Here is a 12,619-nt window from a genome sequence, read left to right on the forward strand (position 1 = left end):
ACGGTAGGTGCACACTCGGCGGGTCAGGCGCGGTCGCGCAGCCACTCCACGATGCGGCCGACGGTGCCCTCCGGGCTGCGGATCCAACCGTTGTGGCCCAGCGGCTCCGGCTGATGCCAGGTGGTCAGGTCCGCCCTCGGCAGCTTCGCGACCAGGTTCTTGATCGCCTGCCGCGGCGCCAGGTCGTCGTCCTCCATGGAGATCGACAGCACCGGCAGGGTCAGCCGGCCGATCCGCTCCTCGTAATCGATGTCGGCCCCCGTTGGTTCGATGGTGCCGGTGCGCGCGAACCTGGACCAGTCACCGATCAGCACCTTCGACTGCCTGCCGAACCCGCCCACGTCCAACCGGTCCCCCGGCCAGAACCCGGCGACGTTCGCCGTCACCGACATCGCCGCCGATCCGGCCAGCAAGGCCGCGCCGCGGACCATCCCGTGCCCGCGGTGGTACGGCGAACCGGACGCAACCAGGATCAGCCCACCGAGCTTTCCCCTTGCCCTTGCCGCGTACATCACCCCCAACTGGCCGCCCATGCTGTGACCGAGCAGGTAGGGCGTGCTGTCCGGGAACCGCTCCCGCACCACCTCGAAGGTCGCCGGATAGTCGACGGACGCCAGCTCCTGGTACCCGTAGCTGCTGTCCGCGCCCGGCCGGGGCCTGCTGTCGCCCTGTCCGCGGAGCTCGCCGATCGCCGCGTTGAAACCGTGTGCGACCAGCGCCTCGGCGACCGGGTCGTAGAACCCACCCGGCACGCCGAGCCCCGGGAAGATCACCACCACCGGCGCCGCCTCCCGGCCTGCGAACAGCCGTACCGCAATGGTGGTGCCGTCGGGCATCTGAATCGGAATGGTGTCCACGGTCCAATACTCTCTCGCCGCGGCGCCTGCCGATAGGGTTCGGACATGGCAACCGCTGATCCGCTGTTCCTGCCCGCAGGCACCGTGTTCGCCCCGGACGACCTGATCTTCTACGCGGACCGCGGCCGCCGCAGCCTCGACCAGGCGCTCGCCGAGGCCGATCTGCTTGTCAGCTGCCCACATTCGGGGGCCGCCATCCCCGAGGAGCTCGGCGAGTTCCTCGCGCCCGAGTTCACCCGCCGGTTGCAGTTCGACTTCACCGACTGCTCCACCAGCCCGGTGGTGCGGCGCTGGGCGGAGATCGACCCCCGCATCGTCTACGTGGAGAACCCGCACCCCCGGATGGTGCGCGACCCGAATCGCGCACGCCCCGAGGACCTGTACGCCACCCTGCGGGAGGCGTTCGCTCGGGTCCGCGCCGCGGGCAAGGGGAACAAGGCCGACCTGAGCGGGGTCGACGCCATCCGCCCCGTGACGTTCTCCTTTTATCCGCTGCTGCGCGAGCCGGCCGACGACGCCGGCCTGCACCGGCTCGCCGACACCTTCGCCGAGGTCGCCTCCCGCGGGCTCGACGTCTACGAGCGGACCCGCGACGACCTCATCGAGCGGATGGTGGCGCTCGCCTTCGAGCGCGCCGAGAAGTCAACCGGGCCGGTCGAGTTCACCACACTCTCCTTCCACGACACGATGAACCACACCACCACCAGGGACGGCGCGGTGAACGTCGAGCGCGCCGAGGCCGACCGACTACCCGATGTGGTGGCGTTGTCGAACCGCGGGGACGACCAGGGAGATCCGCGCGGCGACAACCCGGTGAGCATGGCCCCGCAGGCCGTCCGCGCGCTGGCCCAGGCACACAGGGCGGGCTTCGAGGTGGCCGACCCGACCGCCGTCATGCTGAACCAGCCGTACCTGGGCAGCCACGAGATCATCACCGCGGGTGCACGATTCCGCGAGCTCGGGTCCCGGGCCGCCGCCGTGGGGGTGGCGCTCGGCGCGGTCCAGGCGGAGTTCAGGCGCGAATTCCTGCTCGGTCCCGACCTCACCGCGGAACTGATGCGGCCGGGCGTCGGCTGGCCGGAGCCGGACGCCGACCGGGTGGACATGCTCGCCCACGCGTGCAAGGCAAGCTGGGACGGGTACCGGAACCGCCGATAGCCGAGGCCGGTCAGCCCAGGACGATCCCGAACACCATGCCTGCCGCGATGGTGGTGATCGCCAACACGATCGTCGGGATGAAGAACGAGTGGTCGACCAGCTTGGTGCCGAGCTTGGTGCTGCCCGACTCGTCGAAGTTGGCGGCCGCGATCTGTGATCCGTTGGTGGGCAACAGGTAGATGCCCGCGAAGGCGCCCGCCCACATGCCGGTGAGCAGCCCGGGAGCGAGTCCCGCCGCCAGGCCGATCGGCACGATGGTCCTGGTCGCCGTCGACTGACTGGTGGTGAGCACACAGACCAGGAAGACACCGAGCGCGAAGATCCAGGGCGCGGCGTCGACCCAGTCACCGACGGTGTTGGTGATCAGCTCCTGATGGGCGCTGATGAAGGTGTCGGTGAGCCAGGCCAGACCGAACAGCGCGATGGCCGAGACCATGCCCGCCTTGAAGACCGTCGAGCCAGGGACGTCCGCCACGTTCGGGCGGCACACCAGCAGGATCAGCGTGCCGACCAGAAACATCATCATCTCGATGATCGGCGTCATACCCATCGGCGAGCCGTCTGCCGCTTCCGGTCGAATCTGCTTGAACAGACCGAAGATCACGATCGCGGCGACGCCGAGCAGGAAGATGATGGCGGCATTGCGACCCTGAGTGGTCGACTTCAGCTCGACCGCACCGGGGCCGTTCGCTGATGCGGCCGAGGGAGCGAGGAGCTCACCGGACGCGATCCGGGCCTGGATCTCCGGATCGTCGGCGATGTTCTTGCCCAGTCGGTTCACGACCATCGAGGACAGCACGATGCCGACGATCGCGGCGGGCAGCGTGATCTTGATGATGTCGATCAGCTCGAAGTTGTACGGCTCGACATCGGTGAGGGTGACCATCGCCGCCATCGCCGCCGAGACCGGGCTACAGGCCAGGGCCACGCCGGTCGCCACGACGGAGAGCGAGAGCGGGCGCGAGGGCCGGACACCGTTGCGATACGACGCGTCGTAGATGACCGGCAGCAGCGGGTACAGGATGTTCGAGGTGCCGGCGCCGACCGCGAACAGGAACGAGACCAGCGGTGCGATCAGCGTGATCTGCTTGGGGCGCTTGGAGATCAGTTTCGCCGCGATCGTCACCATCCAGTCGATGCCGCCCGCCGCCTGCATCATCGACGACGCCAGCACGACCGACAGGATGATCAGCAGCGCGTCGACCGGCGGGCTGCCCACGTCCTCCCGGAACACGAAGACCAGCACAGCCACACCCGCGCCGCCCCACAGGCCAAGTGCCACACCGCTGGAGCGGGTGCCCATCACGATGGCGCCGAGCACCACGATCAGTTCCAGGGCGATCTTCAGCGCATCCACGCAGGTCCACCTCGCCTATCCATGGAGAACATTCGTTGTGTCAAACATTGGTTCCGGTGATGCTACGGCGCGCCCGACGGAATCTGTGGGATCTCCCGCCGAGCTCGGGCCGGTCAGTCCCCCAAGGAGTCTCGCGCGCGACAGACGATGCGCGGATCCGGGGTCCCGACCACTTCGTCGTCCCTGTTCTCGTAGTCGAAGCGGCTGAGCACATGCCGCATGGCGTTGATCCTGGCGCGCTTCTTGTCGTTGCTCTTCACGACGGTCCACGGCGCGATGTCGGTGTCGGTGAACCGGATCATCTGCTCCTTGGCGGCCGTGTACGACTCCCACTTGTCCAGCGACGCAAGGTCCATCGGGGAGAGCTTCCACTGCCGGACCGGGTCCACCTGCCTGATCGCGAACCGGGTGCGCTGCTCGTTCCTGGACACCGAGAACCACAGCTTGGTCAGGCTGATCCCCTCGTCGACGAGCATCTGTTCGAAGAGCGGGGCCTGGCGCAGGAAGCGCGCGTGCTGGTCGTCGTTGCAGAAGCCCATCACCCGCTCGACACCCGCGCGGTTGTACCAGGAGCGGTCGAAGAGGACGAGCTCACCCGCCGCGGGCAGGTGCTCGACGTACCGCTGGAAGTACCACTGGCCCTGTTCACGAGCGGACGGCTTCTCGAGGGCCACCACCCGCGCGCCCCTTGGGTTCAGGTGCTCGGTGAACCGCTTGATGGTGCCGCCCTTGCCCGCCGCGTCCCGACCCTCGAACACGATCACGTGTCTGCGCCCGGTCGCCTTGGACCAGTTCTGCAGTTTGAGCAATTCGATCTGCAGCAGTCGCTTCGCCATCTCGTACTCGGCGCGCTCCATCCGGTCCGCGTACGGATACCCCTCGCGCCAGGTGTCGACGGCCCGACCGTCCGCCGCGCCGACCAGGATCGGGTCGTCGTCATCGTCATCCAGGACCGTGAACGCGGAGGTGTCGGCGAGATCCACTGAGTGGTCGAATTCGGTCATCCGCGGACGGTAACCGCCGCGCTCGTCGGCGCGGTGTCGCCCGGGTGAACGCTTTCACCACGCCTCGGCGCGGTCCACGATCTCACCTGATCCAGTAACAGACGGATAACGTAGGTGCATCAATCAATTGAGTCGCCGACAAAAGCCCGATCGCACCCGTCGACGAAGCTCATCCTGGCGACATGACCACCTCGAGTCCGGCCCCAACCAAGCTCTGGGTCCCCCGCATCCTGACCGCACTGGTCGCGAACGGTGTCCTGCTCTGGATCGCCGATCTGGTCCTCGGCCCGTTCCACATTTCCTATCCCCTGTGGTTCATCGTCGGCACGATCCTGTTCACGTTGGCCACGCTGTTCGTCAAGCCGGTCCTCACCCGTCTGCTGAGCACGGTGCCGGGACTGCGCGCCTACACCTGGGTCGTCAACCTGGTCGCGACGTACCTCGTCCTACTCATCGTGGTGCTGCTGACGAACGACTTCCAGATCCGGGGCTTCTGGACCTGGGTGTGGGCGACGCTGATCATCTGGATCGGCTCGGTCGTCTACGACGAACTCGACGACAAGCTCGAGTCGAGCACGAGGCCGGGCAGGCACAAGGCCGCCGGCAACTAGTTCGACCGATCGCCTCGTCGGGGGCAGACCCCGCCCCCGACGACAAGACGGCGCCGACCCCGCGTACTCCGCGAGATCGGCGCCGTCGTTGTCGCCAGTGCTGTCGGGCCTGTTAGAGACCGATCGATGCGGCCAGCATCGGCCACGACTTGTGGAGGTCGTCCTGCCAGTAGCCCCACGAGTGGGTGCCGTTCGGCCGGAAGTCGACGACGGCCGGGATGCCGAGCTCACCGAGCCGCTTGGACAGGTTGTTGGTGCAGATCAGGGTCGCGCCCTCGATCACGCCGCCGAGCAGCGCCTGGTTGGCGAGACCGGAGATGCCGCCGGTCTCCTCCAGGTTGTCGTGCGCTCCCGGCAGTCCGTTGCCGGAGGAGATGTAGAGCTGGGTGCCGCGCAGCTTTTCGGCATTGACGACCGGGTCGTTCGCCACCCAGGCCGCGTCGTTCTTCGCGCCCCACATGTTCTCGACCTTGGCGCCGCCCCGCGACTCGACGACCATCTTGATGTAGGCCCGGCCCATGTCGGTGCTGGTCTCGGCGCAGCCGCTGTAGGAGGCCACGCTCTTGTAGAGGCCGGGGGCCGCGATCGCCAGGTTGAGCACCGAGGTGCCGGTCATGGAGATGGCCGCCATCGAGTTCACGCCGTTGGTCTTGAACTCGGAGTTGATCAGCGGCGGCAGTTCCTTGGTCAGGAAGGTCGTCCACTTGTTCTTGCCGAGCTTCGGGTCGTCCTTCTGCCAGTCGGTGTAGTAGCTGAAGGCGCCACCGACCGGGGTCACCACGTTCACGTTCTTGTCCGCGAAGAAGGTCGCGACATCCGTGCGACGCTGCCAGGTGGCCGAATCCTCGCCGCCGCCCGCGCCGTTGAGCAGGTACAGGGTCGGCCTCGGCGCGCTGGAGTCCATCGGGCGCTGAACCTTGACCGGGATGGTCTTGTCCATCGACGCCGAGTACACGTACGCGGTCACCTGACGCCCGCTGCCCTCGACCCGCTCGACCTTCGAGGCGGACTGCTCAGCCGCGGGTGCGGCCGTGGCGAGCCCGCCCGCGCCGACCAGGGGAAGGATCATCAGGGCCGCTGCGGCCGCGGCCAGCCGCGCCGTGCGGGCGCCGGATCGACGAAGCATGCTCATGTGTGGTGCACCTGACTGTCTATGGGCCGAGATCGGTTGGTGTTCGGTACTTCTCTACAGAACGGGGGTCCACGCGCTGGTACGCATGGACCCTCGGCTTGCTGCGGGTGATCTTACGCAGGCACAGCGCCTGCGTGGTCAGCGATCCCGCGCCGACAGTGTCACCCGGAACGCGTACGACTGTCTCGGAAATTGGCGAAACTGGCCATAACAGCAGACGGGCGGCCGGACTCCCTCGGGAGTCCGGCCGCCTGCTCGGGGGATCAGCTGAACTTGCTCAGCAGCTGGTAGAGCTCGATGAGCGAGATGATGGTGCTGATGGAACCCATGTGATCCTCCAAGAAGATTGACCTATCGCAGAAACTGCGTGTGACCCCTCGCCACAGCAAACGAAGATAGCGGACCGAGCGTCCAGATCGGTGACCTACGTTGGTCGCTCGGGTGAACAACGTGTTTCCGCAGGTACCACGCCTACGAGCGGGGCCCGGGCCACCCTTTCGGGTGACCCGGGCCCCGCCGGGTGGAACTGGTGTGGCTGTGGACTAGAAGTCCATGCCGCCCATGCCGCCGGTCGGATCGCCAACGGGCGCTCCGGCCTTCTCCGGCTTGTCGGCGACAACGGCCTCGGTGGTGAGGAACAGAGCCGCGATCGAGGCCGCGTTCTGCAGCGCCGAGCGGGTGACCTTGACCGGGTCGTTGATGCCGGCCTCGAGCAGGTCGCCGTACTCGTTGGTCGCGGCGTTCAGGCCGTGGCCTGCGGGCAGGTTGCGAACCTTCTCCGCGACGACGCCGGGCTCGAGGCCTGCGTTGAACGCGATCTGCTTGAGCGGGGCCTCGAGGGCGACACGAACGATGTTCGCACCGGTGGCCTCGTCGCCTTCGAGCTTCAGGTCGTCCAGCGCGGGGGCGGACTGCAGCAGGGCCACGCCACCACCGGCGACGATGCCCTCCTCGACGGCGGCCTTGGCGTTGCGCACGGCATCTTCGATGCGGTGCTTGCGCTCCTTGAGCTCGACCTCGGTCGCGGCGCCCGCCTTGATGACGGCGACGCCACCGGCCAGCTTGGCCAGGCGCTCCTGCAGCTTCTCGCGGTCGTAGTCCGAATCCGAGGACTCGATCTCGGCGCGGATCTGGTTGACGCGACCGGCGATGGCGTCGGCGTCGCCTGCACCCTCGACGATGGTGGTCTCGTCCTTGCTGACGACGACCTTGCGGGCGCGGCCGAGCAGCTCGAGTCCGGCGGTCTCCAGGGAGAGGCCGACCTCTTCGCTGATGACCTCGCCACCGGTGAGGATGGCGATGTCGGCGAGCTGCGCCTTGCGGCGGTCACCGAAGCCGGGGGCCTTGACGGCGACCGACTTGAAGGTGCCACGGATCTTGTTGACCACCAGGGTGGACAGGGCCTCGCCCTCGACGTCCTCGGCGATGATGACCAGCGGCTTGCCGGACTGGATGACCTTCTCCAGCAGCGGCAGCAGGTCCTTGACCGTGGAGATCTTGGAGCTCACGAGCAGGATGTACGCGTCCTCGAGGACGGCTTCCTGACGCTCGGCATCGGTCGCGAAGTACAGCGAGATGAAGCCCTTGTCGAAGCGCATGCCCTCGGTGAGCTCGAGCTGCAGGCCGAAGGTGTTGGACTCCTCGACCGTGATGACGCCTTCCTTGCCGACCTTGTCCATGGCCTCGGCGATGAGCTCACCGATGGACGAGTCGCCAGCCGAGATACCGGCGGTGGCAGCGATCTGCTCCTTGGTCTCGACCTCCTTGGCGGTGTCGAGCAGGCGGGCGGTGACGGCCTCGACGGCCTTCTCGATGCCGCGCTTGAGGCCGAGCGGGTTGGCGCCCGCCGCGACGTTGCGGAGGCCCTCACGAACGAGAGCCTGGGCGAGCACGGTGGCGGTGGTGGTTCCGTCGCCGGCGACGTCGTCGGTCTTCTTGGCGACCTCCTTGACCAGCTCGGCGCCGATCTTCTCGTAGGGGTCCTCGAGCTCGATCTCCTTGGCGATGGACACGCCATCGTTGGTGATCGTGGGGGCGCCCCACTTCTTCTCCAGGACGACGTTGCGACCCTTGGGTCCCAGCGTCACCTTGACTGCGTCGGCGAGGCTGTTCAGGCCACGCTCGAGACCGCGACGGGCCTCTTCGTCGAACGCGATGATCTTGGCCATTGCGAAGTGATCCTCCGGATTGGGGTGACACACCAGGCGACCGCTCGTCGGGTCGCCTCATGACGCATTTACGCCTACGGCCAGGCTCGGCGCCCGCGACGGACGACCAGGGGTGTCGATGGGATCCCGATCTCACCGTCCCGACCTGGCACTCGCATGACGCGAGTGCCAAGTGCCTTTTTAGCACTCAGGGGTGGCGAGTGCAAGGTCGGGACGGGTGGGTCAGCGCATCGCGCAGACGGCGCCGGTGTTCAGGTTCACGGCGAAGGACAGCGGGCCGACGCACTTGACGCCGGACGCCTCCGCGGTCGCCCCCGAACCCCAGCCCGCCACCGAGATGGTGGTGTGGCCGTTCGAGGCGTTCGAGTGCGAGATGCCGCCGCCGATGGCGAACGCATGGGCGGCGCCCGCGTCGCGCGAGGAACTGAGCGCGACCCCGAAGCCGGTCGCGAGGCTGTTCGCGGATCCGCCGTTGGCCACGCTCACCGCGGTCCCGCTGTCCATCGCGGTCGCCCCGGCGTTCCCGACGGTGGCGGTGGCGCCGCAGCTCGCGTCACCGATGACCCTGATGTCGTTCGCCGACGGCGGCGAGGCGCAACCGACCTGCGCGGCGGAGGCGACGCCGGAGCCGGCGACCGCCATGCCCCCCGCGATCGCGACGCCGACCGCCAGACTCGCGCCCGCGCGGGTGATCGACGGAATAAGGCTGTGGACGCGGGGCATGAGCTGAATCGACACGGAACTCCTCGATAGCAGAGCGAACGGATACCGACGCGACGGTACCCAAGACTCGCCCGGCAACAACCGGATCGACAGATCTCGATTCGGCACCGGTTTCGTGTGGGCCGATCGGGGTGGCGTCGGCGGCCTCAGTCCCGCAGCTCGGCGAGCAGTCCGGGAAGGTCCGCGACCGAGTCGAGCACATGCCCTGGGGCGGTCTCGGCCGCCTCGAGGACGGACTGCCGGAACTTGCCGGTACGCACCAGCACCCCGACGAATCCTGCGCGCTGGGCCGCCAGCACGTCGTTCTGGAGATCGTCGCCGATCATCACCGTCCGCTCCGGCGGGGTCCCCATCAGCCCTGCGGCCGCGAGGAACCCGGTCGGCGAGGGCTTGCCGACCACGGTGATGCGGGCGTTGCCCGCAGCCTCGAGCCCCGGCAGGTAGGCCCCGGTGTCGATGCGGATGCCCTCCGCGGTGGCCCAGGTCAGTCCGCCCTGCATCGCGACCACCGGCACCCCGTCGAGCATCAGCTCCACCACCCGGCTCAGCGCGGCGTGGTCGAACTCGGGCCCGGCCCCGCCGAGCACCACCACCTCCGGCCGTTCGGCGTCGAACTCCACGCCCGTCATGTCGCCGGCGATGTCGCCGTGGTTGATCAGCAGACAGCGCTCCCCCTGGTGCACCGAGCGAAGGTGCTCGGCGGTGAGTGCGGCGGCCGTGACGATCTCGTCGGCGTCCACCGCCATGCCGCAATCACGCAGGGCGGCCGCGATCTCGGCCCGCGTCCTCGAGGTGGTGTTGGTGAGGAAGGCACGCGCGATCCCACGGTCGCGGACGGTCGCGAGGGCCTCCGCGGCGCCTGCGAGCGGTTGCCAGGAGGTGACCAGCACCCCGTCGATGTCGAACAGCACGCCCTCGACCGCGGCCACGGTTCACGCGCCCGGCTTCTCCGCGACCACGAAGGTCCGCAGGAAGGGGAAGACGGTCCCGAACGGGCCGCGCGGATACGCATGCCGCAGACGGGCCCCGTAATCCGCCTCGAAGACCGCCGTCTCGGCGGCCGACAGCCGATCGAGGACCGGCCGCAATCCGGTCCCGCGAACCCACTCCAGCACGGGATCGGGACCAGGAAGCAGGTGCTGGTACTCGGTCCGCCAGACCGCGACCCGCAGTCCGGCGCCCAGCAGCAACTCGAGATACTCCGCAGGCTCGGCCACCGGGCCCTCGTGGCGCAGCACCCCACCGAGTCGTTCGCGCCACCGCGGCGACTCGGCGATCTCGCGCATCAACCGGTGCGAGGGCGAGCCGAAGTTCGCGGGCACCTGGAAGGCGAGCCAGCCGCCGGGGTTGAGCTCGGCCGCCCACCTCGCCAGCAACTCGCGGTGCGACGGCACCCATTGCAGCAGTGCGTTGCTCACCAGCACGTCGACCCCCGCGGCGGAGAAATCCTCAGCGCCGCCCAGCGCGAACTCGACGCGTCCGTGGCGGTGGGCGGCGACGGCCTCGGAGATCATCTCCGGCGACGAGTCGATGCCGAGCACCGTGGCGCCGGGCCACTTCTCGGCCAACGTCACGGTCAGCGTGCCCGGCCCACAGCCGAGGTCGACGACCCGTCGCGGGTCGAGGGCGCCGACCTGACCGACCAGATCGAAGAAAGGCCGGCGTCGCTCCGCCCCGAACAGCGAGTACTGCGCCGGGTCCCACTGCACCGCGCCAACGGACCGCGGGGTCCCGCGGTCCGGATCGGGTCGGCCGACGCTAATGGACGTGATCCTGCCAGTCCGCGGGCACCCGGCCCGCCGGGCCCGGCACCGGCTGGTCGACCGGGTGGTGCCGCGGCGAGGCCAGCTCGGGCCCGTCGTACATCTGCTCGGTCTGGAAGTTCCAGAACCAGTCCTCGCCCGGCTCGAAGCTCTGGATGAACGGGTGCCCTGTCGCCGCCGCGTGCGCGCTCGCGTGCTGCGCAGGCGAGGTGTCGCAGCACCCGACGTGCCCGCACTGGGCACATCGGCGCAGGTGCACCCACCAGCCCCCGCCCGCGTCGCACTCGGCGCAACCCGGCCCGCTCGGCGCGACGCCCGGATCGATCCCGGCAAACTCGGTCATCGTGATCCTCCCGTGCGTGCGAGGGGTTCGGTTCCCTGGCTCGAGTATGCCGCGAAGTCAGCGACGCGCGCGCCCCTTGGCGGCGAGCGCGTTGACGACCGCCGCGGCCTGCTCGGCGCCGTCGACGGTGACGGTGAACCGGGAACCGTCACCGCGCGTGATGCGCAGCGCGGGCCCGGGCCGGACGATGAGCCCGGTGCCGTCGGGGCCTGCGCGGTAGCCGAAACCGCCGAACCTGTTGAACGTCCCGACCGCGACGACGTCGGCCTCCGCGATCTCGTCGAGCGGGATGCGGGTCGGCCTGCCGGTGATCGGGGTCCGCGCCGACAGCCCGGCGGCGTCGACCGTGACGCGAACCGGCGCCAGCACCAGGGCCATCAGCGCGGCCGAGATCGCGGCGATCACCAGCACCAGGACGAACGAACTCGACCCGAAGGCGACCAGCCCGAGCACCACCCCGACGGGGACCACGCCGACCACGGCAGCCAGCCAGGGCGGCATCGCGGCCGACCCGGACCAGGCGACCTTCTCGCCATCCGCCAGCGCGATGCACGGGGCGTCCTCGCTGGGCGGGCGGTGCGCGGTGGCGGGTCCCGGCGCGGGCGACGCCGCGTACCCGATCGCCGCCGCGGCCAGGCCCAGCCCCGCGGGCAGCGCGATCCACCAGGCGCTCAGCGATGCCTCGGCGGCGTCGGCCAGTCCGCGCTGCGGGGCGAGCAGCGCGATCGGGAGGGCCGCGACGAACGCGCCGGTTCCCGACCCCACCGCGGCACCGACCCGGGCCGACCGCAGGTCCCGCCGGGTCAGCAGGAGCAGCATCAGGCACAGGCCGACCGCGAACGCGAGGCCGATCAGCGGGGACCACCGCGCGGCGCCCTGCGATGCGAACCGGTCCGCCACGCCACCAGGGCCGAAGTGCACGGCGACCGGGTCAGGCAGTTCCGCGGACCACGCCTCGATCAGGGAGACCGCACCAACCGCGGTGAGCGCGGGCGGCAGCCCGGTTACTGCGAGGGCCCGGAGCCAGCCGACCTTGGGGAATGAGTTCGAGGTGGTCATTGGAAATTTCGGCGCGATCACTACCTCGGTCACGAGGGAGAGGACGCGCCGTCCTCCTTTCTGTCGGTGGTGTCAGCTACGTTGCGGGGCGTGGGGGAAGTGGTGCGGTACACGTACCGGTTGCGGCCCGGCGCGCAGGCGGAGCGGGCCCTGACCGCTGAGTGGCATCGATGCAGGTTCCTGTGGAATGAGGCTGTCCACCAGCAGAAGTCGGGAAGTCTGCTGACGTTCGCGAAGCTGTCGAAGCTCCTCACACAAGTGCGGTCGCGTAGTACGTGGCTGCGTGACGGGTCGCAGGTCGCACAACAGCAGACGCTGCGCACATTCGCGCAGGGTCTCGAACACTCCTTCACGATGAAGGGCCGGGGGCGACCGGCGTTCAAGGCGCGAAAGAACTCGCTTCCCTCGCTCGAGTACACCGTGCGGGGATTCTCCCTGCATGAT

General features: G+C 69.0%; 12 protein-coding genes and 1 pseudogene. 3 read left to right on the forward strand and 10 right to left on the reverse strand.

Annotated features, from left to right (window positions below):
- Positions 1-23 precede the first annotated feature (23 nt).
- On the reverse strand, positions 24-857 hold the full coding sequence (locus RM1_RS05855; protein ID WP_083576553.1) for an alpha/beta hydrolase family protein: 834 nt from the start codon (positions 855-857) through the stop codon (positions 24-26).
- A 45-nt stretch (positions 858-902) separates the two neighbouring features.
- Between RM1_RS05855 and RM1_RS05860 the strand changes: the two genes are divergently transcribed.
- Positions 903-2,015 carry an N-formylglutamate amidohydrolase gene (locus RM1_RS05860; RefSeq protein ID WP_072750408.1) on the forward strand — a complete coding sequence of 371 codons (1,113 nt, stop codon included), beginning with the start codon at positions 903-905 and terminating at the stop codon, positions 2,013-2,015.
- Between the two features lie 10 nt (positions 2,016-2,025).
- Here RM1_RS05860 and RM1_RS05865 read toward each other — a convergent pair whose 3' ends face one another.
- Both RM1_RS05865 and ppk2 read right to left on the reverse strand, forming a co-directional pair.
- Positions 2,026-3,372: an anaerobic C4-dicarboxylate transporter gene (locus RM1_RS05865; RefSeq protein ID WP_072750409.1), complete on the reverse strand. Its 1,347-nt coding sequence runs from the start codon at positions 3,370-3,372 to the stop codon at positions 2,026-2,028.
- A gap of 113 nt (positions 3,373-3,485) precedes the next feature.
- Complete coding sequence (gene ppk2 / locus RM1_RS05870) at positions 3,486-4,376, reverse strand: polyphosphate kinase 2 (RefSeq protein WP_072750410.1); 891 nt, start codon at positions 4,374-4,376, stop codon at positions 3,486-3,488.
- 182 nt (positions 4,377-4,558) lie between these two features.
- Here ppk2 and RM1_RS05875 point away from each other — a divergent pair, with 182 nt between their 5' ends.
- Positions 4,559-4,987 carry a phage holin family protein gene (locus tag RM1_RS05875; protein WP_072750411.1) on the forward strand — a complete coding sequence of 143 codons (429 nt, stop codon included), beginning with the start codon at positions 4,559-4,561 and terminating at the stop codon, positions 4,985-4,987.
- Positions 4,988-5,099: 112 nt separating this feature from the next.
- Here the strand turns inward: RM1_RS05875 and RM1_RS05880 are convergent, their stop codons facing one another.
- The 7 genes from RM1_RS05880 to RM1_RS05910 all read right to left on the reverse strand — a co-directional run bounded on the left by RM1_RS05880 (position 5,100) and on the right by RM1_RS05910 (position 12,175).
- Positions 5,100-6,113, reverse strand: coding sequence for an alpha/beta hydrolase (locus RM1_RS05880; RefSeq protein WP_072750429.1), 1,014 nt, complete (start codon positions 6,111-6,113; stop codon positions 5,100-5,102).
- A 548-nt stretch (positions 6,114-6,661) separates the two neighbouring features.
- A complete protein-coding gene (gene groL, locus RM1_RS05885) occupies positions 6,662-8,287 on the reverse strand; it encodes a chaperonin GroEL (protein ID WP_027501235.1) in 1,626 nt (541 codons plus the stop codon).
- A gap of 222 nt (positions 8,288-8,509) precedes the next feature.
- Entirely contained in the window at positions 8,510-9,010 is a 501-nt protein-coding gene (locus tag RM1_RS05890) for a DUF6764 family protein (RefSeq protein WP_072750430.1), read from the reverse strand.
- A 146-nt stretch (positions 9,011-9,156) separates the two neighbouring features.
- Positions 9,157-9,939 (reverse strand): HAD-IIA family hydrolase, encoded by a 783-nt coding sequence (locus tag RM1_RS05895; RefSeq protein WP_072750412.1) that lies wholly within the window; start codon positions 9,937-9,939, stop codon positions 9,157-9,159.
- A 3-nt stretch (positions 9,940-9,942) separates the two neighbouring features.
- Entirely contained in the window at positions 9,943-10,719 is a 777-nt protein-coding gene (locus tag RM1_RS05900) for a methyltransferase domain-containing protein (RefSeq protein ID WP_072750413.1), read from the reverse strand.
- 49 nt (positions 10,720-10,768) lie between these two features.
- The gene (locus RM1_RS05905) at positions 10,769-11,116 is read right to left on the reverse strand and encodes a UBP-type zinc finger domain-containing protein (protein ID WP_072750414.1); all 348 of its coding nucleotides are present in this window, start codon (positions 11,114-11,116) and stop codon (positions 10,769-10,771) included.
- Positions 11,117-11,173: 57 nt separating this feature from the next.
- On the reverse strand, positions 11,174-12,175 hold the full coding sequence (locus RM1_RS05910) for a hypothetical protein (protein ID WP_072750415.1): 1,002 nt from the start codon (positions 12,173-12,175) through the stop codon (positions 11,174-11,176).
- Positions 12,176-12,265: 90 nt separating this feature from the next.
- Here RM1_RS05910 and RM1_RS26590 point away from each other — a divergent pair.
- A pseudogene (locus tag RM1_RS26590) lies at positions 12,266-12,619 on the forward strand (RNA-guided endonuclease TnpB family protein); the annotation flags it as partial.

It is taken from the genome of Rhodococcus maanshanensis NBRC 100610 (assembly GCF_001894865.1).
In the GTDB taxonomy this organism is placed as follows: domain Bacteria; phylum Actinomycetota; class Actinomycetes; order Mycobacteriales; family Mycobacteriaceae; genus Rhodococcus_G; species Rhodococcus_G maanshanensis.